Annotated in this window: 22 protein-coding genes and 2 tRNA genes; 5 read left to right on the top strand and 19 right to left on the bottom strand. The window is 60.6% G+C overall.

Going from position 1 to position 22,335, the window contains the following annotated elements; translation table 11 throughout:
* Nucleotides 1-4 precede the first annotated feature (4 nt).
* From DWF74_RS11175 to rluD, 5 genes are all read right to left on the bottom strand, one after another.
* Nucleotides 5-81 (bottom strand) — tRNA-Pro (locus DWF74_RS11175).
* 9 nt (nucleotides 82-90) lie between these two features.
* Nucleotides 91-166, bottom strand: a tRNA-Asn gene (locus tag DWF74_RS11180).
* A gap of 296 nt (nucleotides 167-462) precedes the next feature.
* On the bottom strand, nucleotides 463-3,027 hold the full coding sequence (clpB, locus tag DWF74_RS11185) for an ATP-dependent chaperone ClpB (protein ID WP_115580963.1): 2,565 nt from the start codon (nucleotides 3,025-3,027) through the stop codon (nucleotides 463-465).
* A 130-nt stretch (nucleotides 3,028-3,157) separates the two neighbouring features.
* Complete coding sequence (gene pgeF, locus DWF74_RS11190) at nucleotides 3,158-3,883, bottom strand: peptidoglycan editing factor PgeF (RefSeq protein ID WP_102865462.1); 726 nt, start codon at nucleotides 3,881-3,883, stop codon at nucleotides 3,158-3,160.
* Complete coding sequence (gene rluD / locus DWF74_RS11195) at nucleotides 3,880-4,842, bottom strand: 23S rRNA pseudouridine(1911/1915/1917) synthase RluD (RefSeq protein ID WP_102865461.1); 963 nt, start codon at nucleotides 4,840-4,842, stop codon at nucleotides 3,880-3,882. The genes pgeF and rluD overlap by 4 nt, the downstream gene beginning before the upstream one ends.
* A gap of 150 nt (nucleotides 4,843-4,992) precedes the next feature.
* Between rluD and DWF74_RS11200 the strand changes: the two genes are divergently transcribed.
* The 3 genes from DWF74_RS11200 (at nucleotide 4,993) to DWF74_RS11210 (ending at nucleotide 7,852) form a co-directional block, all read left to right on the top strand.
* The gene (locus tag DWF74_RS11200; protein ID WP_102882249.1) at nucleotides 4,993-6,015 is read left to right on the top strand and encodes an outer membrane protein assembly factor BamD; all 1,023 of its coding nucleotides are present in this window, start codon (nucleotides 4,993-4,995) and stop codon (nucleotides 6,013-6,015) included.
* Nucleotides 6,016-6,139: 124 nt separating this feature from the next.
* The gene (locus tag DWF74_RS11205) at nucleotides 6,140-6,373 is read left to right on the top strand and encodes a PP0621 family protein (RefSeq protein ID WP_102865514.1); all 234 of its coding nucleotides are present in this window, start codon (nucleotides 6,140-6,142) and stop codon (nucleotides 6,371-6,373) included.
* A 150-nt stretch (nucleotides 6,374-6,523) separates the two neighbouring features.
* Nucleotides 6,524-7,852 carry a sigma-54-dependent transcriptional regulator gene (locus DWF74_RS11210; protein ID WP_115580964.1) on the top strand — a complete coding sequence of 443 codons (1,329 nt, stop codon included), beginning with the start codon at nucleotides 6,524-6,526 and terminating at the stop codon, nucleotides 7,850-7,852.
* Here the strand turns inward: DWF74_RS11210 and thiO are convergent.
* From thiO to pilV, 6 genes are all read right to left on the bottom strand, one after another.
* Nucleotides 7,849-8,949, bottom strand: coding sequence for a glycine oxidase ThiO (gene thiO, locus DWF74_RS11215; protein WP_110652086.1), 1,101 nt, complete (start codon nucleotides 8,947-8,949; stop codon nucleotides 7,849-7,851). The two genes, DWF74_RS11210 and thiO, sit on opposite strands and share 4 nt — an antisense overlap.
* A gap of 56 nt (nucleotides 8,950-9,005) precedes the next feature.
* The gene (locus DWF74_RS11220) at nucleotides 9,006-9,407 is read right to left on the bottom strand and encodes a type IV pilin protein (protein WP_115580965.1); all 402 of its coding nucleotides are present in this window, start codon (nucleotides 9,405-9,407) and stop codon (nucleotides 9,006-9,008) included.
* Between the two features lie 15 nt (nucleotides 9,408-9,422).
* Entirely contained in the window at nucleotides 9,423-9,716 is a 294-nt protein-coding gene (locus DWF74_RS11225; protein WP_240322045.1) for a hypothetical protein, read from the bottom strand.
* A gap of 211 nt (nucleotides 9,717-9,927) precedes the next feature.
* Complete coding sequence (locus tag DWF74_RS11230; protein WP_115580966.1) at nucleotides 9,928-10,368, bottom strand: pilus assembly PilX family protein; 441 nt, start codon at nucleotides 10,366-10,368, stop codon at nucleotides 9,928-9,930.
* Between the two features lie 41 nt (nucleotides 10,369-10,409).
* The gene (locus tag DWF74_RS11235) at nucleotides 10,410-11,120 is read right to left on the bottom strand and encodes a PilW family protein (RefSeq protein ID WP_115580967.1); all 711 of its coding nucleotides are present in this window, start codon (nucleotides 11,118-11,120) and stop codon (nucleotides 10,410-10,412) included.
* Between the two features lie 8 nt (nucleotides 11,121-11,128).
* Nucleotides 11,129-11,560, bottom strand: coding sequence for a type IV pilus modification protein PilV (gene pilV, locus DWF74_RS11240; protein ID WP_102865454.1), 432 nt, complete (start codon nucleotides 11,558-11,560; stop codon nucleotides 11,129-11,131).
* A gap of 390 nt (nucleotides 11,561-11,950) precedes the next feature.
* Here pilV and DWF74_RS11245 point away from each other — a divergent pair, with 390 nt between their 5' ends.
* A complete protein-coding gene (locus tag DWF74_RS11245) occupies nucleotides 11,951-12,475 on the top strand; it encodes a GspH/FimT family protein (protein WP_102865453.1) in 525 nt (174 codons plus the stop codon).
* Here the strand turns inward: DWF74_RS11245 and ispH are convergent, their stop codons facing one another.
* The 6 genes from ispH to murJ form a co-directional block, all read right to left on the bottom strand.
* Nucleotides 12,476-13,423, bottom strand: coding sequence for a 4-hydroxy-3-methylbut-2-enyl diphosphate reductase (gene ispH / locus DWF74_RS11250; RefSeq protein ID WP_102865452.1), 948 nt, complete (start codon nucleotides 13,421-13,423; stop codon nucleotides 12,476-12,478).
* Nucleotides 13,424-13,526: 103 nt separating this feature from the next.
* A complete protein-coding gene (gene fkpB, locus DWF74_RS11255; protein ID WP_115580968.1) occupies nucleotides 13,527-13,979 on the bottom strand; it encodes an FKBP-type peptidyl-prolyl cis-trans isomerase in 453 nt (150 codons plus the stop codon).
* Nucleotides 13,972-14,484: a signal peptidase II gene (gene lspA / locus DWF74_RS11260; protein ID WP_102865450.1), complete on the bottom strand. Its 513-nt coding sequence runs from the start codon at nucleotides 14,482-14,484 to the stop codon at nucleotides 13,972-13,974. The genes fkpB and lspA overlap by 8 nt, the downstream gene beginning before the upstream one ends.
* Nucleotides 14,477-17,308: an isoleucine--tRNA ligase gene (ileS, locus tag DWF74_RS11265; protein ID WP_115580969.1), complete on the bottom strand. Its 2,832-nt coding sequence runs from the start codon at nucleotides 17,306-17,308 to the stop codon at nucleotides 14,477-14,479. The genes lspA and ileS overlap by 8 nt, the downstream gene beginning before the upstream one ends.
* Before the next feature lie 13 nt (nucleotides 17,309-17,321).
* Entirely contained in the window at nucleotides 17,322-18,266 is a 945-nt protein-coding gene (gene ribF / locus DWF74_RS11270) for a bifunctional riboflavin kinase/FAD synthetase (RefSeq protein ID WP_162884093.1), read from the bottom strand.
* A 129-nt stretch (nucleotides 18,267-18,395) separates the two neighbouring features.
* Nucleotides 18,396-19,934, bottom strand: a complete 1,539-nt coding sequence (murJ, locus tag DWF74_RS11275; RefSeq protein ID WP_115580970.1) for a murein biosynthesis integral membrane protein MurJ — start codon at nucleotides 19,932-19,934, stop codon at nucleotides 18,396-18,398.
* Between the two features lie 251 nt (nucleotides 19,935-20,185).
* Between murJ and rpsT the strand changes: the two genes are divergently transcribed.
* The gene (rpsT, locus tag DWF74_RS11285) at nucleotides 20,186-20,464 is read left to right on the top strand and encodes a 30S ribosomal protein S20 (protein WP_016967023.1); all 279 of its coding nucleotides are present in this window, start codon (nucleotides 20,186-20,188) and stop codon (nucleotides 20,462-20,464) included.
* 111 nt (nucleotides 20,465-20,575) lie between these two features.
* On the opposite strand, the gene DWF74_RS11290 is transcribed toward rpsT, so the two are convergent.
* Together DWF74_RS11290 and proB are read right to left on the bottom strand one after the other, a co-directional pair.
* Nucleotides 20,576-21,037 carry a CreA family protein gene (locus tag DWF74_RS11290; protein ID WP_102865446.1) on the bottom strand — a complete coding sequence of 154 codons (462 nt, stop codon included), beginning with the start codon at nucleotides 21,035-21,037 and terminating at the stop codon, nucleotides 20,576-20,578.
* A gap of 19 nt (nucleotides 21,038-21,056) precedes the next feature.
* A complete protein-coding gene (gene proB, locus DWF74_RS11295) occupies nucleotides 21,057-22,175 on the bottom strand; it encodes a glutamate 5-kinase (protein ID WP_115580971.1) in 1,119 nt (372 codons plus the stop codon).
* Nucleotides 22,176-22,335: the final 160 nt, after the last annotated feature.

A 22,335-nucleotide genomic window follows, 5' to 3' on the forward strand; every position in this document is an offset into this window, starting at 1 on the left:
AAAATGGTCGGGGTAAGGGGATTCGAACTCCTGACATCCTGCTCCCAAAGCAGGCGCGCTACCGGACTGCGCTATACCCCGGTTTGAAATTGGCTCCGTGACCAGGACTCGAACCTGGGACCCAATGATTAACAGTCATTTGCTCTACCGACTGAGCTATCACGGAACTACATATTTCAAGCTACAACGTTTTTACTTCATCCTCTTCGGCTTTCCCGTATCGCTACGTTCATGCCTCTGAGGCGCGCTATTTTACAATCTTCAAACTACCTGTCAACCCCTTAAATTGCTTTTAAGACAATGATTTGCGACTTCATTGCCGGTTTCTTCTACATCAGAAAAAACCTAGGAGGTGACTGACTGCGGGGCGCACTTTACAAGCCTTTTCCTTTCAGTTCAACGCCCTAGTGAAAAAAAAGGCCTCGCCATGCGAGGCCTTTTCATCAATACGCCACTGAGCGATCAGGCAAAGACGATTTCATCGTCCCGCACCGACGCAGTGACTGTTGCTCCTGGCAGGAAACCACCGGACAGGATCAACTGGGCCAACGGGTTCTCGATCCAGCGCTGGATCGCACGCTTCAGCGGCCGTGCGCCATACACCGGGTCGTAACCCACGGCGATCAGCTTGTCCAAGGCCTCGTCGCTCAGTTCCAGGCTCAGCTCGCGCTCCGCCAGACGGCTGCGCAGGCGCCCCAACTGGATCTGCGTGATGCCAGCGATCTGATCCCGTGCCAGAGGCTCGAAGATCACTACTTCGTCGACCCGGTTGATGAACTCCGGCCGGAAGTGGGTGGACACCGCATCCATCACCGCTGCCCGCTGTGCCTCGCGATCCCCTACCAACTCCTGGATCTGTGCCGAGCCCAGGTTGGAGGTCATGACGATCACCGTGTTGCGAAAGTCCACAGTGCGTCCGTGGCTGTCCGTCAGGCGACCATCTTCCAGAACCTGCAGCAGGATATTGAACACATCCGGGTGCGCCTTCTCGACTTCGTCCAGCAGGATGACCGAGTAAGGCTTGCGACGCACGGCTTCGGTCAGGTAGCCACCTTCTTCATAACCGACATAGCCTGGCGGCGCACCGATCAGGCGAGCCACGGAGTGTTTCTCCATGAACTCGGACATGTCGATCCGCACCATGGCTTCCTCGGTATCGAAGAGGAACTCCGCCAAGGCCTTGCACAACTCAGTCTTACCCACGCCGGTTGGGCCGAGGAACATGAACGAACCACTTGGCCGGTTCGGATCGGACAAGCCAGCCCGGGAGCGGCGCACTGCGTTGGATACCGCCACCACGGCTTCGTTCTGGCCGATCACCCGTTGATGCAGCAGGCTTTCCATCTTCAACAGCTTGTCGCGCTCGCCTTCGAGCATTTTCGACACCGGGATGCCGGTCCACTTGGACACCACTTCGGCAATTTCTTCCTCGGTGACCTTGCTGCGCAGCAACTGGTTCTCGCTGTGGCCGTGCTGGTCGACCATCTGCAGGCTGCGCTCCAGATCCGGGATCACCCCGTACTGCAGCTCGGCCATGCGGTTCAGGTCGCCTTTACGCCGCGCCGTTTCCAGCTCCTGACGCGATTGCTCGATCTTCTGCTGGATCTGCGCAGAGCCCTGCACTTCGGCTTTCTCCGAGGTCCAGACTTCTTCCAGGTCAGCGTACTCACGCTCCAGGCGGACAATCTCTTCCTGGAGTTTTTCCAGGCGCTTGATCGCTGCCTCGTCGTCTTCCTTCTTCAGCGCCTGGGATTCGACTTTCAGTTGAATCAGGCGCCGCTCCAGACGGTCCAGCACTTCCGGCTTGGAGTCGATCTCCATGCGGATGCGGCTGGCAGCTTCGTCGATCAGGTCAATGGCCTTGTCCGGCAGTTGCCGATCTGTGATGTAACGATGGCTGAGCTTGGCCGCGGCAATGATCGCACCGTCGGTGATGGCTACCTTATGGTGCACCTCATAGCGCTCTTTCAGGCCACGCAGGATGGCGATGGTGTCTTCCTCACTCGGCTCGTCCACCAACACTTTCTGGAAGCGCCGCTCAAGGGCTGCATCCTTCTCTATATATTGGCGGTACTCGTTGAGCGTGGTGGCACCGACGCAATGCAGCTCGCCACGGGCCAGGGCCGGTTTGAGCATGTTGCCCGCATCCATCGAGCCTTCGCCTTTACCGGCACCGACCATGGTGTGCAGCTCGTCGATGAACAGGATGATCTGACCTTCCTGCTTCGACAGCTCGTTGAGCAGGGATTTCAGGCGTTCCTCGAACTCGCCACGGTACTTGGCACCGGCAATCAGCGCGCCCATGTCCAGGGACAGCAGGCGCTTGCCTTTCAGGCCATCAGGCACTTCGCCATTAATGATCCGCTGGGCCAGGCCTTCGGCGATGGCGGTTTTACCCACGCCAGGTTCACCGATCAGCACCGGGTTGTTCTTGGTCCGGCGTTGCAGCACCTGGATGGTCCGGCGAATTTCATCGTCACGCCCGATCACCGGGTCAAGCTTGCCCTCTTCGGCGCGCTTGGTCAGATCGACGGTGTACTTGTCCAGGGCCTGGCGCGACTCCTCGACGTTGGCGTCATTCACCGCCTCACCGCCGCGCAGGTTGTTGATGGCGTTTTCCAGGGCTTTCTTGCTCACGCCCTGACCCAGCAGCAACTTGCCGAGCTTGCTGTTTTCATCCATGGCGGCCAGCAGTACCAACTCGCTGGAAATGAACTGGTCGCCTTTCTGCTGGGCCAGGCGATCGGCCTGGTTGAGCAGGCGCGCCAGATCCTGGGACATGTTGACGTCGCCAGTGGGGTTCTGGATTTTTGGCAGTTGGTCGAGCTCTTTGCTCAGTTCCTTGCGCAGGCTGTTGACGTCGAAGCCCACCTGCATCAGCAGTGGCTTGATCGAGCCGCCTTGCTGTTCAAGCAGAGCCTGCATCAGGTGCGCAGGTTCAATGGCCGGATGATCGAGGCCAACGGCCAAGGATTGAGAATCGGATAAGGCCAGCTGCAATTTGCTGGTTAATCGGTCTATACGCATTAGTCACCTTCCTTTTGAGCAGGCCGGAGCGATGGACACACCTAAATAGAGAAACCTGCCAGATGATTCTCTAGATGCGGTCGATTCTGGGAGATTCAAGCGTCAGCTGCTTGACGCAAGTCAGATTAGTCTAGCGTTCAAGCCAGATAAGGGAGGCAAAACGCCCGGTACGTGGGCTGCGCCGATAAGAGAAGAAGCGTGGGTCGGTCACGGTGCAATAACCACCACCATAGACCGCCGTCACACCCCGGGTGGCCAGACGCAGGCGCGCCAACTGGTAGATGTCAGCCATGAAGCGCCCGGCATTGACGCTAGGGACAAAGGCTTGCTCCGCGGCCGCCAATTGGGCAACGAAAGCTTCACGGACCTCCGCACCAACTTCGAAACTCTGCGGACCTATAGCGGGCCCCAGCCATACCAAGACCTCAGCGGCGGGTACATCCAGGCTGTCGAGAGTGGCTTCCAGCACGCCAGCTGCCAGCCCGCGCCAACCGGCATGGGCTGCCGCGACCCGGGTTCCGGCTCGGTTGCAGAACAACGCAGGCAGGCAGTCGGCGGTCATCACCGCACAGGCAATGCCTGGCGTGGCGGACCAACTGGCATCGGCGCTGACCACGACGCCAGGATCGGCGTGAGCCACAGCAATCCCGTGCACCTGTTGCAACCAGGCCGGGGCAATAGCGAAGTGTTCGGTCAGGCGCCGGCGATTCTCGGCCACCGCTTGAGGCCGATCCTCAACGTGGTCGCCCAGATTGAGGCTGTCAAACGGCGCCAGGCTGACGCCGCCATCGCGGGTAGTAACACAGGCTTTGACCCCAGCCGGCGCGGGCCAGTCAGGAATCAGCCAGCCACTCATCCGATGAACGCCTCACGGTCCTGCTTGAGCAGCGACAACAACCAGACGAAGTCATCCGGCAACGGTGATTCCCAGCTCATGCGTTGACCAGTGGTCGGATGGTCCAACTCCAGGAAACGCGCGTGCAAGGCCTGGCGCGGGAAGTTTTTCAGCGACTCGACCATGGTCTGGCTGGCCGCCGGCGGAATGCGGAAGCGACCGCCGTAAGCCGGATCGCCCACCAGCGGGAAGTTGATGTGGGCCATGTGCACCCGAATCTGGTGAGTACGACCGGTTTCCAGCTTGACCCGTACATGGGTGTGGGAACGGAAGCGCTCCAGAACGCGGTAGTGGCTGACAGCCTGCTTGCCCCCCTCCATCACCGCCATGCGCTGGCGCTGCTGGCCGTGGCGACCAATGGGAGCATTGATCTTGCCCCCCGCAGTCACTACACCGATCACGATGCATTCATAGATGCGGCTGACGCTGCGGCTCTGCAGCTGAGCCACCAACTGGGTCTGCGCCTGAATGGTCTTGGCCACCACCATCAGACCGGTGGTGTCCTTGTCCAGACGGTGGACGATACCCGCCCGCGGCACATTGATAATGTCGGGGATGTGATGCAGCAGGGCATTGAGCAGCGTGCCATCGGCATGGCCGGCAGCCGGGTGCACCACCAGGCCCGCAGGCTTGTTGATCACCAGGATGTCATCGTCTTCATAGACGATGTCCAGCTCGATGTCCTGGGCGATCCACTCACCCTGAGCCTCCTGCTCGGCGGTCAGTTCGAGAACGGCACCGCCGTGCACGATGTCCCGAGGGCGGATCACCGCTCCGTCAACAGTCAGGCGGCCGTCTTTGATCCAGGCGGAAAGGCGCGAGCGCGAATGCTCAGCGAATAGTTGTGCGGCGACTTGATCGAGGCGTTGACCGCCCAGTTCGGACGGCACCTCTGCGCGAAGTTCAATTTTATCGGACATGCTCGGACTGGGCGTCGGCACAGCCTTTGGTTTCGGCTGCGCGCTTGTGGTTAAATACGGCGTCTTTTGCCCCGAGGCTTTCAACGGGGCGCTCATCATAACAGGACGGCCCCGCCCAAGACAGCGGCCGTCATAGGGACGCAAGCCGCCATGCAAGTGAAACACCTGCTGCTGATCGCCATCCTCGCACTGACCGCTGCTTGCTCATCGAAGGAAGTCGTTGACGAAAACCTGAGCGAAGTCGAGTTGTACCAGCAGGCGCAGACCGACCTGGACAACCACAGCTACACCAGCGCCACCGCCAAGCTCAAGGCCCTGGAATCGCGCTATCCCTTTGGTCGCTACGCCGATCAGGCACAGCTCGAGCTGATCTACGCCAACTACAAGAATGCCGAGCCAGAGGCTGCGAAATCCGCCGCCGAGCGCTTCATTCGCCTGCACCCACAACACCCGAACGTCGACTACGCCTACTACCTCAAGGGCCTGACCTCCTTCGATCAGGACGTCGGCCTGCTGGCGCGCTTCCTGCCACTGGACATGACCAAGCGTGACCCGGGTGCCGCCCGCGATTCCTACAACGAGTTCGCCCAGCTCACCAGCCGCTTCCCCAACAGCCGCTACGCCCCGGACGCCAAGCAGCGCATGATTTACCTGCGCAACCTGCTGGCCGCCTACGAAATCCACGTGGCCGACTATTACCTGACCCGTCAGGCCTATGTCGCCGCCGCCAACCGTGGCCGCTACGTGGTGGAAAACTTCCAGGAAACCCCTTCCGTGGGTGACGGCCTGGCGGTGATGACCGAGGCCTACCAGCGTCTGCACCTGGACGAACTGGCTGCCACCAGCCTGGAAACCCTGAAGCTCAACTACCCTGACCACCCAAGCCTGGTTGATGGTCAGTTTGTGCCACGGGTGGCCGAAGCCGACAACCGCTCCTGGCTGAGCAAGGCCACCCTGGGCCTTATCGAGTCCCGTCCACCGCTGCCGCCGGGAGAAACCCGCGCCAATCAGGACGTGATGAAGCAGTATCAGGATGCCAAGGACGCGATCCCGTCGGAGCTCAAGCCTAAAGACAGCAACGGCGACGTGGTCGAGGAAGAAGAGCACGAGGCCACTGGCAACAACAGTGACCGCTCCTGGTTCAGCTACATGACCTTCGGCGTGTTCGACTGATAGCGCCGCAGTAAAAAAGGGAGACTTCAAGTCTCCCTTTTTCATGCCCACAGCTTGATGGGCCTGTGCGCCCGCCGGGCGCTTGGATAAACTGCTCCCTCTTTTCCCCATAAAGCTGGTCACCATGGTTCGTCTACTGTTCTGGATCGCTCTGATTGCCGCTGCGGTATGGTTCTGGCGCAAATTCAAGCGCCCCGCTGCAACTCCCCGCACGCCCCAGGAGCCGGGGAGTACGCCAATGGTGCGCTGCGCTCACTGCGGCGTACACCTGCCTCAGGACCGGGCGTTGAGCCTGTCACAACAGTGGTACTGCAGCCAGGCCCATCTGGAGCAGGGCCCGGGTAGCAAGGATCGCTGAGCCCTACCCCCATCGTCCGCACAATTGGCGACAAAATAACCCGCCCCCGGCACCCTGCGCCGCCCACCCCAAGGGCCTAGACTGAGCTCTCGCCCCCCAACACGGGCGCTATTGCCCGCTGTTGACTGACCCATGAAAACGGCAGCCGCCATGAACCCAATGCCTAGGGTGCTGGTGGTCGATGAGGCCATGGAAGTCCGTGCCCTCGTGGAAATCACCCTCGGCCGCATGCGCCTGCACACCCAAAGTGCCCGCACCTTGCAGGAAGCCCGGACTCACCTGGCCCGGGAGCGCTTCGACCTATGCCTGACAGACCTGCATTTGCCGGATGGCAGCGGACTGGACCTGCTGCTGCATATTCGCCAATGCCACCCTCAATTGCCGGTCGCACTTCTAAGCAATGACCCAGGCACGCAGGCCTGCGCCCTGGAAGTCGGGGCTTGCGACCTGCTGCACAAGCCGCTACACCCCATGCGCCTTCGAGAATGGATAAGCAGCAGACTGAAGCGGCTGCCCACCGCCACAAAAAAACTACCCGACCATCAGTTGTTGGGGCATTCACCGCCCATGGACAACCTGCGCCAACACATCGACAAGTTGGCCCCCAGCCTGGCGGCGGTCTACATCAGCGGCGAATCCGGCAGTGGCAAGGAGCGAGTGGCGCGTTTGATCCACCAGTTGGGTCCCAGGGCCAGGGCGCCCTTCATTCCGGTCAACTGTGGCGCCATTCCTGGCGAACTGATGGAGAGTGAGTTTTTCGGTCACCGCAAAGGCAGCTTCAGTGGCGCCCTGGCTGATCAGCCTGGACTGTTCCAGGCCGCTGAGGGGGGAACCCTGTTCCTCGACGAGGTCGCCGACCTGCCTCTTGCCATGCAAGTGAAGCTACTGCGTGCACTGCAGGAAAGGTCCGTGCGTCCGGTGGGCAGCCAGGAGGAAAGAGCCGTCGATGTGCGGATTCTCTGTGCCACTCACAAGGATCTGAAGTGCGAGGTAGAGTCCGGCCGCTTTCGCCAGGATCTCTACTACCGCTTGAATGTGATCGAACTGCGAGTCCCCGCGCTGCGCGAGCGCCCGGGAGATATCGAGATACTGGCGCGGCACATTCTGCAACGCCTGGCCAAATCCGGCGACAAGCCTGCCACCCAACTAAGCCCGCAAGCACTGCAAGCCCTGGAGCGCTACGACTTTCCCGGCAACGTACGTGAACTGGAGAACCTGCTGGAGCGGGCCCAGACCCTTTGCGAGGGTCCGTGGATAGAGCTGAGCGACCTGCATCTGCCTGTCAGTGAACACCAGGACCTTCCCGCCCCTTCGCTCCCTCCCAGCCTGGACCTCGCGCTGCACCTGCAACAGGTGGAGCGCCATTTATTGCTCCAGGCCCTGGAGGAAAGCCGCTGGAACCGCACAGCGGCGGCCCGACGGCTGAGTCTGTCCTTGCGTTCGATGCGTTACCGCATGAAGAAGCTTGGCCTGAATTAAATTCGACCTTCGGGCGCATAGGGCGCCGGATCGATGATCGGCGCTTGTCCCAGCAGCAGGTCGCAAAAAAGCTGGCAGGAAGCGGGCGCCAGCACCAGGCCGTTACGGTAATGCCCACAGTTGAGCCACAAACCGGCAAAGCCGGGAACTGGCCCGATGTAGGGAATGCCCTCCGGCGACCCCGGACGCAGCCCAGCCCAATGCCCCACGACCTCAGCGTCCGCCAGTGCCGGGATCAGCTCGACAGCAGAAGCCTTGAGGCTTTCCAGAGCGGATGCAGTAGGCGTCTTGTCGAACCCTTCGTGCTCCAGAGTACTGCCCACCAGGATGTGTCCGTCACGCCGGGGAATCGCATAACGGCCCTTGGCCAGGACCATGCAGGACAGGAAGTCGGCAGCGCATTTGTACAGGATCATCTGCCCTTTGACCGGTTCCACCGGCAGTACAAGCCCCAGGCTGCCCAGCAACTCGCCACTCCAGGCCCCGGCGCAGAGCACCACCTGATCGGCGCGGATCTCACCCAGCGAACTGTGCACGCCTGCCACCTGCCGGCCTTCACAAATAAAGCCGCTGACGCTGCACTGCTCGTCGATGTGCACGTTGGGCAAAGCCTGCAAAGCGGCCTTGAGGGATTTGACCAGCCGCGGATTACGCACATTGGCCACATTGGCCATGTAGATCGCCCGCTGGTAGCCGCTCCCCAGCACCGGCACCCCATCATGTACCGCCGAGATATCCACAGCGCTCAGGGGCCGCCCCTCACGCCGCGCCCATTGCAGGGCCTGGGCCTCATCCTCCAGATCCAGCCAGTAGAGCCCGGTGGTATGCACTTCGGGATCAACCCCGGTAGCACTCAGCAGTTGCTCCGCCAGCTGTGGATAAAAGTCCTGGGACCAATGGGCCAGCGCCGTGACTGCCGGACTGTAGCGCCAAGGGTACAGCGGCGAGACGATGCCTCCACCAGCCCACGACGACTCACGCCCCAGTTCCGAACGCTCTACAAGCCGCACCTGCTGGCCCCGGGACGCCAGATTGAAAGCCGTGAGCAGGCCGATCACTCCGCCGCCCACCACCAGCACTTGCTGTTGCTTGACCATAATTCGATCCAATCATGAGAAAGACAGTGGGCGCCGCAGCTCCCCGATACAGAGACTCAGCGTCCCCAGCAATCCTTAGCCGCGAGCCCGTCTGCTTGACCGCTGATGCTGGTGGCACCTGTCTGATCGATGCTGAAGCTGCCGCATTTGTCCCCCGCCATCATCCCATCGGCTTTTGGCGTCGCGGTCAGCGAGAACCCGCTGTCGCTCAGAGCCGGGGTGATGCTGTAGTACTCATTGCCGGTGCTCAGATCCGGGGCGTTGCTGTAGACACCGATCTTGGAGAAGTGGCGCTCCAGTTGCTGCGCCTGCTCGGTGAGCAGCACGGCGATTTCACTGCGATGGGGCTTCTTCATGTATTCGGTGATGCTGGGAAGACTCAAGGTAAGGACCAGACCGATGATCGCAATCACGATCATGATTTCGATCAGGGTGAACCCTTGGTTGGATCTGCGCATGGTCAAGAATCTCGCTTACTGAATTTGTCGCCACAGGATGCGCCGGCTGCCACCGTCGTTTTTGTCCACCCGGGGGCTGATGCCGCCACTGGAATCGCGGATGATCTTGCCAGTGCCATGGGTGTGCGCAACCGCAGCGTCGAGCATCTTACCGCTGAACGCTTGCAGCTCGATCAATTTCCCACTACCAGTGTTTGAGTCGGGGCCATCGATCTTGAACGGCAGAAGGTTGCAGGACACCCGCCGAGCGTCACGAACATGCACCAGCCGCCACGGAACCACACCCATGGGCTCGCCGGCACTGCTCATCGCTGCACAAGGCAAAACCTGTCCGCGTACAAGGGGCAGGGTTAATGGCCGAACATAAGGAGTGCCGGTTATCACTTCAGGCGCTGCTGCAACAGCGCCTGGGAGTAGGCTGTTGGCGGGACCGCGCGCCTGGGCCGGGCCCCCTTGCCACAAACTGCCCAGCAACGTAGCGGCAACGACGAGCAACAGCCGGCTACCTTTCGAATCAGGTTCAGTATTTGGCATAAATGCTCTCCAAGACGCTGCGCGAATGACCGGCCAAACCCACGGCAGTCACTCGATACAAGGTGGCGACGGTATTGATCGGCAGGTTGACCGCATCCGTAGAAGCCCCCAGGTTCTGCACCCCATAGAAACCCTCTCTGGTGGCGATCCAGGTCACGGCGGAAACACTGTTGAAGCCCGCGCTGCTGACCGCTGCAGACTCAGCGGGAGGGGCACATTCAGAAGGATTGGCGCATACCGACAAACGATAGTCATCCATGCGCACCGCGTTTTCCCCGACGCGCAAGGCCGCTTCTGCAGCCTGGAATGCGCGGTTGTTCAAGGTCAGGCTGGCGCTCATCTTTTCCTGGAGGATGGCGTTCTGCAGCGATGACAGGCCGATCATGGTCAGCAGCAACAAGAACACCAGGCTCACCAACAACGCCATGCCTCTCTCCCTGGTGGGCCCTGCGCGATTGATGCCAGGCATCAGGGCAACCTGTTACGCAAGGCCGCCACTAGCGTAAAGCGCTGCGGACGCACACGCTGCTGGGGATCGACCAATGTCAGCTGCAACCGCACGCTGCGAATACGTGCCGGATCTCCCGGGTTGCGGCTGTAGCTGGAAGCGGCACTATCCGTTGTGGTACGGGCCATACCGAAACTCACCTCGAAGGCCTCGACATTATCCAGCAGCACCGCCTGCTGCTTGCCCAAGCCGCTGCCCAGCATCAATTGATGGTCCTGGAGGCTATAGAACAGCCGGCGCAAGGCCAGGACCTGCTGTCCGCCCTCCCCTTGATGAGCCCCCGAATAGACCACGGCGCTGCGCTGACAGTCGGTGACCAGGCTCCAGGTCGGCGTCCCGCCATAATCACCGATGTCGGCGGTGATCAAGGTCAGCTTGCGCTCGACATTGCTCCACTGAATCGGGGTGGCCGCGTAGCGGGAAAACTCCTTAGCCGTACTGCGATCATTGACGGTGCGCAGGCAACCGGAAAGCCCTGCCATGCGAATTTCCTGGAGCATCTTGCTCAGAACAAAACGCGCATCCTCCAGCAGGTAGGCCGAGGCGTTCTGGCTGAGGTAAGTAGCCTTCGCCGCGATAAACACCTGAGCCGCACCCAGCACCAGCACCAGGCTCAAAGCCAGTGCCAGCATTATCTCTACCAGCCCGAAGCCATGGCTGCCCTGCCTCATCGCGCCCCTCACGAATCCACGGCCACGCGGCTGCTGAGCACCAGAGCGCGCTGACTCCGCGAATGCCCCTCGGCCCGGGAATCGTCCCACGTGATGCGGATGGTATAGACCTGCTGATTGACACTGATACTGCCCTTGGCGCTGGGGCCCCCGAAGTTCGCCACGTTGCTGGCGAAATCATGCAGGTCCTGATCCCGCACATTGCCCGGGCTGCCTGCAGCGGGCGTGGCAACACCATAGTCGGCCGCCGCATTGGCACGGATCCGGTCAAGCATGTCATAGGCGATAAAGCTGGCCTGGGCACTCATCCGTGAACTGTCGGTGTACTGCAAGGCCTTGATCTGGACCGCCGCGGCCCCCAGCAGCCCCACCGCGAGAATCAACAGGGCCACCAGCACCTCGATCAGGGTCATGCCGGCCTGTGCATGCTGCTCCCTCATGTTCCAATCTCCGTCACGCTCCCAAGCCCATGCAGACAACCACCGATCTCCGATGAAGCAGGCTCGTGTGAGCCCACAGAAGCGATGGAAACCAATGCTCTCGACTTCAAAGGTTAGTGCCAGAGTCAGCCCCGGGCCGCCTCTCGGAACAACCCGCAACACATTGCTCACAGCCCCCTTACCTCTCCCTTGAGGTCGAGCCGCAAGGGCCCAGGCGCTGGGCCGTTTCAATCGGGTGAAACCCTTTGTACCCAAATACACCACCCACCCTGGAACAGGCATCGGCTATAACGGGCGGCGATTCGCCCCATCCCAGACCGGCAAGCTGGTCATCTGCTCAGCGCCTGCATACGGATAGCGTGAACGCCTCATCTCCAGGGAGGAGACACCATGCATGAAAAGGGCTTCAGCCTGATTGAACTGCTGATCGCGCTGGCCTTGCTGGCACTTTTGCTGCCGCTGTCCACGGCTGCGCTCAGTGAACTATTGCGCACCAATCGACAGCAGGAAGCGGCGCAGATGCTCGCCAGCGGCCTGCGCAATGCACGGGCGGCGGCTATCCTGCACCAGCGCACCGCACTGATACATAGTCTGAACGACGACTGGAGCCAGGGCTGGCGCATCATTCTGGATGTCAGTGGCAAGGGGTGGGAGGATCCAGAGAATCCGCTGCTGATCGAGCGTCAGAGCGGTGGGCAAGTGCTGATTGTGGGTAATCGTCCGGTACAGCACTTCGTGCGCTTCAGTGCCCAGGGCAATCCGTTGCTGCCCAGTGGCGCCTTCCAGGCCGGCACCTTGCATATCTGCCAGGCCGACCAGGAACACAGCCGCCACCAGGTGGTGCTGTCGCGCAGCGGGCGGGTCAGCCTGCGCAGCGAAACCGCCGAGCAGGCCCTTTGCATGGGAGTGGACTGATCAGAGCAGGGAGCGAACCCGCAACTCTTTGGGCATGGAGAAGGTGATGTTCTCTTCGCGGCCAGCCAACTCGTCAGCACCGGTGGCGCCCCAGGCCTGCAACTGCTGGATCACCCCACGCACCAGCACTTCCGGCGCCGAAGCGCCGGCGGTAATGCCGATGCGCTCGACACCGTCGAACCAGCTGCGCTGCAGGTCCTCGGCGCCGTCGATCAGGTAGGCGGGAGTGGCCATGCGCTCGGCCAGCTCGCGCAGGCGGTTGGAGTTCGAACTGTTGGGGCTGCCCACCACCAGCACCACATCGCACTCGTCGGCCAGTTGCTTGACCGCGTCCTGACGGTTTTGCGTGGCGTAGCAGATATCGTCCTTGCGCGGCCCGCCAATGGCCGGGAAACGCGTGCGCAGGGCATCGATCACCCGGCTGGTATCGTCCATGGACAAGGTGGTCTGGGTCACGAACGCCAGGCGTTCAGGGTTCTGCACCTGCAGCTCGGCTACATCCTTTTCATCTTCCACCAGGTAGATGGCGCCGCCGTTGCTGGCGTCGTACTGACCCATGGTGCCTTCGACTTCAGGGTGGCCGGCGTGTCCGATGAGGATGCACTCACGACCATCACGGCTGTAGCGCGCCACTTCGATATGCACCTTGGTCACCAGCGGGCAAGTGGCATCGAACACTTTGAGACCGCGACCGGCCGCTTCACTGCGTACAGCCTGGGAGACACCGTGGGCGCTGAAGATAACGATGACGTCGTCCGGCACCTGTTCCAGCTCTTCGACGAAGATCGCACCACGATTGCGCAGGTCTTCGACGACAAATTTGTTGTGCACCACTTCATGCCGGACGTAGATCGGCGGCCCGAAGACTTCCAGGGCGCGATTGACGATTTCAATCGCCCGGTCCACACCGGCGCAGAAGCCACGGGGATTGGCGAGTTTGATTTGCATGCTGTGCCTCGTGTCTTGCGCGCAAGAAGTTAGATCGTTATAGACAGCGGATCGCCAGCAAACCAACCCCTACAGAATAGGGCACGGCATGCCGGCGATGCTGTTAAAGCGCTTTGACGTCGATGATTTCCACGTCGAAGGTCAAGGTCTTGCCGGCCAGCGGGTGGTTGAAGTCTACGGTGACTTGAGCATCATCGAAGGCTTTGACCACACCCGGCAGCTCAGTATTGGCCGCGTCATTGAAGATCACCAGCAAACCTTCCGACAACTCCATGTCCTGGAACTGCGAACGCGGGATGACCTGCACGTTCTGCGGGTTCGGCTGGCCAAAGGCGTTTTCCGGCTCAATCGTCAGGCTACGCTGGTCACCGGCCTTGAAGCCGAACAGCGCGGCCTCGAACCCGGGGAGCAGGTTGCCGTCACCGACCTTGAAGGTCGCCGGGGCCTTGTCGAAAGTGCTGTCTACGGTATCGCCGTTCTCCAGGCGCAATGCGAAGTGCAAAGTGACTTCCGTGTTCTGACCGATGCGTTGCTCAGTCAATACCTGTTCAGTCATGAACGGCTTCTCCGGTTTTCTTGCTCTTGAACATATCCAGGGCCAGCATCACCGCGCCAACGGTGATAGCACTGTCGGCGAAGTTGAATGCCGGGAAGTACCAGCGGTTCTGCCAGTGCACCAGGATGAAATCGATCACATGGCCCAGGGCAATGCGGTCATACAGGTTGCCCAAGGCACCGCCCAGTACCAGGGCCAGAGCGATGGCCAGCCAGGTTTCGTTACGCCCCAGGCGCTTGAGCCAGACCACCAGCACGGCGCTGACCACAATCGCGATCAGGGCGAACAGCCAGCGCTGCCAGCCAGAGCTGTCCGCGAGGAAGCTGAAGGCTGCGCCGGTGTTATAAGCCAGGGTCCAACTGAAGTACTCGGGGATCACTACGATCTGCTGGTACATGGTCAGCGAGCTTTCAAAGTGCAGCTTGCTGGCCTGGTCGATGACCAGGACCAGCAAGCTCAACCACAGCCAGCCCAGACGGCCGAAACGGCCTGCGGCGTTAGGCATAGTGACGAACCTCGCCCGCGCCGCTGATGTTATCCACACAACGACCGCAGATTTCCGGGTGCTCAGGGTTCACGCCGACGTCTTCACGGCAGTGCCAGCAGCGGGCGCACTTAGGGAAGGCCGACTTGACGACTTTGAGCTTGAGGCCCGGTACTTCGGTAGCCACGGCATCCGCTGGCGCCTGGGCAAACGGTGCCAGGCTGGCGGTCGAGGTGATCAGCACGAAACGCAGTTCGTTGCTCAGCTTGGCCAGGTCGGCGGTCAGGCCATCCTCGGTAAACAGGGTGACTTCGGCTTGCAGGTTGCCACCGACGGCCTTGGCCGCACGCTGAACTTCCAGCTCCTTGTTCACTGCAACCTTGACCGCCATCACGCCCTCCCAGTACTCGCGGCCCAGTTCGAAGTCAGCTGGCAATTCGCTCAGGCCTTCGTACCAGGTGTTGAGCATCACGGATTCGTTACGCTCGCCCGGCAGGTATTCCCACAGTTCATCAGCGGTGAAGGCCAGGATCGGCGCGATCCAGCGCACCAGCGCTTCAGAGATGTGGTACAGCGCGGTCTGCGCCGAACGACGTGCCTTGCTGTTGGCGCCGGTGGTGTACTGGCGATCCTTGATGATGTCGAGGTAGAAACCACCCAACTCCTGCACGCAGAAGTTGTGGATCTTCGAGTACACGTTCCAGAAGCGGTATTCGCCGTAGTGTTCCTGCAACTCGCGCTGCAGCAACAGGGTACGGTCCACGGCCCAACGATCCAGGGCGAGCATGTCCTCGGCCGGCAGGATGTCGGTGGCCGGGTTGAAACCGCTCAGGTTCGACAGCAGGAAGCGTGCGGTATTGCGGATACGGCGGTAGGCGTCGGCACTGCGGGCCAGGATCTGGTCCGACACGGCGATTTCGCCCGAGTAATCGGTCGACGCCACCCACAGACGCATGATGTCGGCACCCAAGGTGTCGTTGATCTTTTTCGGCTCGATCACGTTCTTCAGCGACTTGGACATCTTGCGGCCCGTCTCATCGACGGTGAAACCGTGGGTCAGCAGTTCGCGGTACGGCGCGTGGTTGTCGATGGCGCAACCGGTCAGCAACGACGAGTGGAACCAGCCGCGGTGTTGGTCCGAGCCTTCCAGGTACAGGTCGGCACGTGGGCCGTTCACGTGGCCCATTGGGTGCGAACCGCGCAGTACGTGCCAGTGAGTGGTGCCGGAGTCGAACCACACGTCGAGGGTGTCGCTGATCTTGTCGTACAGCGGCGCTTCGTCGCCCAGCAGCTCGGCGGCGTCCAGCTTGAACCAGGCCTCGATGCCTTCCTGCTCAACACGCTGGGCCACTTCTTCCATCAGCTCGACGGTGCGTGGGTGCAGTTCGCCGCTTTCCTTGTTCAGGAAGAACGGGATCGGCACGCCCCAGTTGCGCTGGCGGGAGATGCACCAGTCCGGACGGTTGGCGATCATCGAATGCAGGCGCGCCTGGCCCCAGGCGGGGACGAACTTGGTGTCTTCGATCGCTTTGAGCGAGCGCGCACGCAGGGTGTCACCGCTGACCGGCTCTTTGTCCATGCCGATGAACCATTGCGCGGTGGCACGGTAGATCAACGGGCTCTTGTGGCGCCAGCAGTGCATGTAGCTGTGGCTGATGATTTCGGTGTGCAGCAACGCACCCACTTCACTCAGCTTATCGACGATGAGCGGATTGGCCTTCCAGATGAACTGGCCGCCGAAGAACTCCAGCGATGGCACGTAGACGCCGTTGCTCTGTACCGGGTTGAGGATGTCGTCGTTGACCATGCCGTAGCGCTTGCAGGTCACGAAGTCGTCTTCACCATAGGCCGGGGCCGAGTGAACCACGCCAGTGCCAGCCCCCAGTTCCACGTACTCGGCCAGGTACACCGGCGACAGACGATCGTAGAACGGATGACGGAAATTGATCAGTTCCAGGGCAGAACCCGGGGCGGTAGCGATCACCGAACCTTCCAGGTTGTAGCGAGCCAGGCAGGACTCAACCAGCTCTTCGGCCAGCACCAGCAGGCGCTCGCCGGCATCCACCAGGGCGTAGTTGAACTCCGGATGGACGTTCAGCGCCTGGTTGGCCGGGATGGTCCACGGGGTGGTGGTCCAGATCACGATAGCCGCGGGCTTGGCCAGTTTGGCCAGGCCGAAGGCGGTGGCCAACTTGTCTTCATCGGCGATCGGGAAGGCCACGTCGATGGTCGAGGACTTCTTGTCTTCGTACTCGACTTCCGCTTCGGCCAGGGCCGAACCGCAGTCGAAGCACCAGTTCACAGGCTTGAGGCCCTTGAACACGAAGCCGCCTTTGACGATTTCGGCCAAGGCGCGGATTTCTCCGGCCTCGTTCTTGAAGTTCATGGTCTTGTACGGGTTGTCCCATTCGCCCAGAACGCCCAGACGGATGAATTCGGACTTCTGCCCTTCGATCTGCTCGGTGGCGTAGGCGCGGCACAGTTCGCGGGTTTTATCTGCGCCCAGGTTCTTGCCGTAGGTCACTTCGACTTTGTGCTCGATCGGCAGGCCGTGGCAGTCCCAGCCCGGAACATAAGGTGCGTCGAACCCCGACAGGGTTTTCGAGCGCAGGATCATGTCCTTGAGAATTTTGTTCAGCGCATGACCGATGTGAATAGTGCCGTTGGCATAAGGAGGACCGTCGTGCAGAACGAACTTCGGACGATCCTTGCCAATCTCGCGCAACTTTCCGTACAGGCCAATGCTGTCCCAACGCTGCAGAATCTGTGGTTCGCGCTGAGGCAGGCCGGCCTTCATTGGGAAGGCGGTGTCCGGAAGGTTTAACGTGGCTTTATAGTCGGTCATTTAAGGCTCTTCATTAGCGATTGGCGCTATGGATACGTGCCACTTGGGCACGGGCGGCGGCAACATCCGCATTGATCGCCGTCTTCAACGCCTCCAGGGAGGCGAAACGCTGCTCTTCACGCAGCTTGTGGTGGAAAACCACCGTCAAACGCCGGTCATACAGATCGCCGGCAAAATCTAAAAGATGAACTTCAAGGTGGGCCTTGCCATCACCTGCGACTGTGGGCCGGACGCCGATATTGGCGACCCCCGGCCACGTCTTGCCGGCGATGTCGACACTCACCAGGTAAACCCCGGAAAGTGGCACACGCCGGCGCTTCAATTGAACGTTGGCAGTGGGCGTACCCAACTGGCGCGCCAGTTTCTGCCCGTGCAGGACCCGCCCGGCAATCCGGTACGGCCGACCAAGCAGACGCTCGGCCAGTTCAAAGTCTGCTGCGGCCAAGGCATTGCGGACCTGGGTGCTGCTGACACGCAAACCATCCAGTTCTACGGTCTGCGCTGCCTCGACGGTAAACCCGTGGTTGGCGCCAGCCTGCTGCAGGAACTCGAAATCTCCGACCCGGTCGCAACCAAAACGGAAATCGTCGCCGACTTCCAGGTGCTGCACGCCCAGGCCATCCACCAGGATCCGCTCGACAAATTCATTGGCGCTGAGTTTGCTCAGACGCTGGTTGAACGCCAGGCACAACACCCGATCGACACCGGCCTGGGCCAGCAGTTGCAGCTTGTCACGCAGGCGGGCCAGGCGCGCCGGCGCCGTCTCGGGGGCAAAGAATTCCCGCGGCTGGGGCTCGAAAATCACCACACAGCTGGGCACGCCCAACTCGAGCGCACGCTCACGCAGCCGGCCCAGGATGGCCTGGTGACCACGGTGAACACCGTCAAAGTTGCCAATAGTGGCGACGCAGCCCCGATGCTGGGGGCGCAGATTGTGGAGGCCTCGAACCAGCTGCATAACGCGCTTCTTGCTCATAAAGTGGTCGATTATAACCACACCCGACGGCCGACGACAGGCAGCACCGTCACCCAAATTGATCGAACCGACAAAACCGGTAGTTGCCTCGCACCAACGACTAAACAGCCGTCAGTTCAAGGCCTTGCGGTTGAAGTCGCGCAAACGGAAGCCCAGCAGGGCCAACATGCCGAAATACGCCACCACCCCAGCCACCACCAACACGCCCAAGCGCAGGAAACGCTGGAGCATGTGCCCCTGGTCCCAGGCCGGCATAAAGTGCAGCAGCCCCAGCAATACCGCCGACATCACCGTCACAGCCACGATCAGCTTCAAGGCAAACAGCCCCCAGCCCGGCTGCGGCTGAAACATCTGCTGCTTGCGCAATTGGTAGAACAACAGCCCAGCGTTGATACAGGCACCAGCGCTGATGGCCAAAGCCAGGCCAGCGTGCTTCAAGGGACCGATAAAGGCCAGGTTGAGCAGCTGGGTGACGATCAGCGTGAAGATGGCGATCTTCACCGGTGTGCGAATGTTCTGCTGTGCGTAGAAACCCGGCGCCAGCACCTTGATCACGATGATCCCCAACAAGCCCACGGCGTAAGCCACCAACGCACGCTGAGTCATAGAGGCGTCGAAAGCGCTGAACTCACCGTACTGGAACAGCGACACCGTCAACGGCTCGGCAAGTATTCCCAGCGCCAGGGAACATGGCAGCACCAGGATGAAGCACAGACGCAGCCCCCAATCGAGAATCCGCGAGTACTCATGGCGATCCTTGTTGGCGTAGGTCTTGGCCAGGGTCGGTAGCAAAATAGTGCCCAGGGCCACGCCCAGCACACCGGAAGGCAGCTCCATGAGACGGTCGGCGTAATACATCCAGGACACAGAGCCCGCGACCAGGAAGGAAGCAAAGATGGTGTTGATGATCAGCGAGATCTGACTGACCGACACCCCGAGGATCGCCGGCAGCATCTGCTTCATCACCCGCCAGACACCGGTATCACGCACATTCAGGCGAGGCAGCACTAACATGCCGATCTTCTTCAAATGCGGCAGTTGATAGAGCAATTGCGCCAAGCCCCCTGCCAGCACCGCCCAGCCCAGGGCCATCACTGGAGGATCGAAGTAGGGCGTAAGAAACACCGCGAAGATGATCATGCTGACGTTGAGCAGAGTCGGCACGAACGCCGGCACCGAGAAGCGGTTCCAGGTATTGAGAATCGCCCCGGCCAGGGAGGACAGCGAGATCAGCAATATATAAGGAAAGGTCACCCGGAGCAGATCGGAAGTCAGGGCGAATTTTTCCGGGGAGTCGACAAAACCCGGTGCCGTAGCCCAGATCACCCAGGGTGCAGCGATGATGCCCAGGGCAGTGACCAGGGCCAGAACTAGGGTCAACAAGCCCGATACATAGGCAATGAAGGTCCGAGTCGCCTCGTCCCCCTGCTGACTCTTGTACTCCGCCAGAATCGGCACGAAGGCTTGAGAGAAGGCTCCCTCGGCAAAGATTCGCCGCAACAGATTGGGCAACTTGAAGGCAATGAAGAAGGCATCCGTAGCCATCCCGGCGCCGAACGTGCGCGCGATGATGGTATCGCGGACAAACCCCAGTACCCGGGAAAGCATCGTGATAGAGCTGACCGCGGCCAATGACTTGAGCAGGTTCATGAAAAGGTTGTTTGCCTGTAGATAAACAGCAGGCGAAAAGACGCCCACTTATGCGATACTCCGCGCCGCAACAGCACAGAGCCAAAGCTCGCGAGTTTACAGGTCAAGCGCCGGAAATAAATATCCCGCCTCTTCAGATCGACCACTCAGCGGAACGCATCAGCTGCCCTTGACAAGACTTCAACTCATCGGCATGATTCGCGGCCTATTTTGTTTGCTATTTCCCAAAAAGTCTTTCGAGGAGCTCGACGGTGGCCAACACACCTTCCGCCAAAAAACGTGCAAAACAGGCTGAGAAGCGTCGCAGCCACAACGCCAGCCTGCGTTCCATGGTTCGTACCTACATCAAGAACGTAGTTAAGGCCATCGACGCCAAAGACGCTGCTAAAGCGCAAGCCGCTTATGTTCTGGCCGTGCCAGTTATCGACCGCATGGCCGATAAAGGCATCATCCACAAGAACAAAGCTGCTCGTCATAAAGGTCGTCTGAATGGCCACATCAAGGCTCTGAACCTTGCTGCTGCAGCCTAAGCGACACGCTTGTTAAAAAACCGACCCAAGGGTCGGTTTTTTATTGCCTGCAATTTACCCGCCCGCAACGAGCCAGCCCCATCAGGGGCCGGCCCGGCAATTCTCAACAGGTCATTGATGAGGCCAAGGCAGAATAGGAATCGCCGTTACCGCATTCTGCGGACTGCCCTCGATCACACGATCGCTATAGACCAGATACACCAGGGTGTTGCGCTTCTTGTCGAGGAAGCGCACCACCTGCATGGTCTTGAACACTAGCGAGGTGCGCTCCTTGAAGACCTCGTCACCATCCTTGAGCTCGCCCTTGAAAGCGATCGGCCCCACCTGGCGACAAGCAATGGATGCCTCAGCACGATCCTCAGCCAAACCCAAGCCACCCTTGAGACCACCCGTCTTGGCTCGCGACAGATAACAAGTCACGCCATCCACCTTGGGATCATCAAAGGCCTCGACCACGATCCGGTCGTTAGGCCCGACAAATTTGAACACCGTGGACACCTGGCCAATTTCCTCGGCCGACACCATGAACGGCATCGCCAAGAGCAGACCCAACAATCCTTTTGCTATGCGCATTCGCTTTTCCTTAGGTCACTTACACCAGAATCAGGTTATCGCGGTGAACCAATTCCGGCTCAGCCATGTAACCCAGGACACCGACAATCGCATCAGAGGGCTGACCGATGATTTTCTGCGCCTCAAGGGCACTGTAGTTGGCCAGGCCGCGGGCAATTTCACGCCCATCAGGCGCCACGCACACCACCATTTCACCGCGACGGAAACCACCCTGGACCTGCTTGACCCCCACTGGCAACAGACTCTTGTTGCCCTGAGACAGGGCCGACACAGCCCCCTCATCCAGCACCAGGGTACCGCGGGTTTGCAGATGCCCGGCAAGCCACTGCTTGCGCGCCGCCAACATGCCACGCTCCGGCGACAACAAGGTACCGATGCGCTCCCCCGCCTTCAGGCGATCCAGCACCCGCTCCAGACGCCCACCAACAATGATGGTATGCGCCCCGGATCGCGCCGCCAGGCGCGCCGCTCGCAACTTGGTCTGCATACCACCACGCCCCAACGCCCCACCAGTACCGCCAGCCACGGCATCCAGCGCCGGATCATCGGCCCGCGCCTCGTAAATCAACTGCGCATCGGGATTGTTGCGCGGATCAGCATCGAACATGCCATCGCGATCAGTGAGGATAACCAGCAGGTCCGCCTCCACCAGATTGGCCACCAGCGCCGCCAGGGTGTCATTATCGCCGAAGCGGATTTCATCGGTCACCACGGTGTCGTTTTCATTGATCACCGGAATCACCTTGAGCTCCACCAGCGCCCGCAAAGTACTGCGAGCATTGAGGTAACGCTTACGGTCCGACAGATCGTCATGGGTCAGGAGAATCTGCGCCGTATGCCGGCCATGCTCGGCAAAGCTCGACTCCCAGGCCTGCACCAAGCCCATCTGGCCAATGGCCGCAGCCGCCTGCAGCTCATGCATCGCACTCGGTCGTGCGGTCCAGCCAAGGCGACTCATTCCGGCCGCCACAGCACCCGAAGAGACCAGTACCAATTCGACACCCGCCCCATGCAAGGCCACCATCTGCTCGACCCACACGCCCATTGCCGCGCGATCCAGCCCCTTGCCGTCCGCCGTCAGCAGTGCACTGCCGATCTTCACAACCCAGCGCTGCGCACCCGTCACCTTGCTCCGCATCTTATTCAACCTTTGCCAGCGAGCAGCGCGACCGAGCGCCACTCATGGGGTTATTCGTATTTAAGCCTTGCAGATACCAAAACGCCGCTCGAATGAGCGGCGCCTTGAGAGCTGGCTGGCAGCGATGATAACACCGCGCCCGCCCAGATAAACCGTGTTC

The sequence above is a fragment of the Pseudomonas protegens genome, assembly GCF_003363755.1.
In the GTDB taxonomy this organism is placed as follows: Bacteria; Pseudomonadota; Gammaproteobacteria; order Pseudomonadales; family Pseudomonadaceae; genus Aquipseudomonas; species Aquipseudomonas danubii.

Excerpts from the sequence above, each read along its gene's own strand:
- clpB (WP_115580963.1), bottom strand. The coding sequence starts at position 3,027 with ATGCGTATAGACCGATTAACCAGCAAATTGCAGCTGGCCTTATCCGAT.
- pgeF (WP_102865462.1), bottom strand. The coding sequence starts at position 3,883 with ATGAGTGGCTGGCTGATTCCTGACTGGCCCGCGCCGGCTGGGGTCAAA.
- rluD (WP_102865461.1), bottom strand. The coding sequence starts at position 4,842 with ATGTCCGATAAAATTGAACTTCGCGCAGAGGTGCCGTCCGAACTGGGC.
- DWF74_RS11200 (WP_102882249.1), top strand. The coding sequence starts at position 4,993 with ATGCAAGTGAAACACCTGCTGCTGATCGCCATCCTCGCACTGACCGCT.
- DWF74_RS11205 (WP_102865514.1), top strand. The coding sequence starts at position 6,140 with ATGGTTCGTCTACTGTTCTGGATCGCTCTGATTGCCGCTGCGGTATGG.
- DWF74_RS11210 (WP_115580964.1), top strand. The coding sequence starts at position 6,524 with ATGAACCCAATGCCTAGGGTGCTGGTGGTCGATGAGGCCATGGAAGTC.
- thiO (WP_110652086.1), bottom strand. The coding sequence starts at position 8,949 with ATGGTCAAGCAACAGCAAGTGCTGGTGGTGGGCGGCGGAGTGATCGGC.
- DWF74_RS11220 (WP_115580965.1), bottom strand. The coding sequence starts at position 9,407 with ATGCGCAGATCCAACCAAGGGTTCACCCTGATCGAAATCATGATCGTG.
- DWF74_RS11225 (WP_240322045.1), bottom strand. The coding sequence starts at position 9,716 with ATGAGCAGTGCCGGCGAGCCCATGGGTGTGGTTCCGTGGCGGCTGGTG.
- DWF74_RS11230 (WP_115580966.1), bottom strand. The coding sequence starts at position 10,368 with ATGGCGTTGTTGGTGAGCCTGGTGTTCTTGTTGCTGCTGACCATGATC.
- DWF74_RS11235 (WP_115580967.1), bottom strand. The coding sequence starts at position 11,120 with ATGAGGCAGGGCAGCCATGGCTTCGGGCTGGTAGAGATAATGCTGGCA.
- pilV (WP_102865454.1), bottom strand. The coding sequence starts at position 11,560 with ATGAGGGAGCAGCATGCACAGGCCGGCATGACCCTGATCGAGGTGCTG.
- DWF74_RS11245 (WP_102865453.1), top strand. The coding sequence starts at position 11,951 with ATGCATGAAAAGGGCTTCAGCCTGATTGAACTGCTGATCGCGCTGGCC.
- ispH (WP_102865452.1), bottom strand. The coding sequence starts at position 13,423 with ATGCAAATCAAACTCGCCAATCCCCGTGGCTTCTGCGCCGGTGTGGAC.
- fkpB (WP_115580968.1), bottom strand. The coding sequence starts at position 13,979 with ATGACTGAACAGGTATTGACTGAGCAACGCATCGGTCAGAACACGGAA.
- lspA (WP_102865450.1), bottom strand. The coding sequence starts at position 14,484 with ATGCCTAACGCCGCAGGCCGTTTCGGCCGTCTGGGCTGGCTGTGGTTG.
- ileS (WP_115580969.1), bottom strand. The coding sequence starts at position 17,308 with ATGACCGACTATAAAGCCACGTTAAACCTTCCGGACACCGCCTTCCCA.
- ribF (WP_162884093.1), bottom strand. The coding sequence starts at position 18,266 with ATGCAGCTGGTTCGAGGCCTCCACAATCTGCGCCCCCAGCATCGGGGC.
- murJ (WP_115580970.1), bottom strand. The coding sequence starts at position 19,934 with ATGAACCTGCTCAAGTCATTGGCCGCGGTCAGCTCTATCACGATGCTT.
- DWF74_RS11290 (WP_102865446.1), bottom strand. The coding sequence starts at position 21,037 with ATGCGCATAGCAAAAGGATTGTTGGGTCTGCTCTTGGCGATGCCGTTC.
- proB (WP_115580971.1), bottom strand. The coding sequence starts at position 22,175 with ATGCGGAGCAAGGTGACGGGTGCGCAGCGCTGGGTTGTGAAGATCGGC.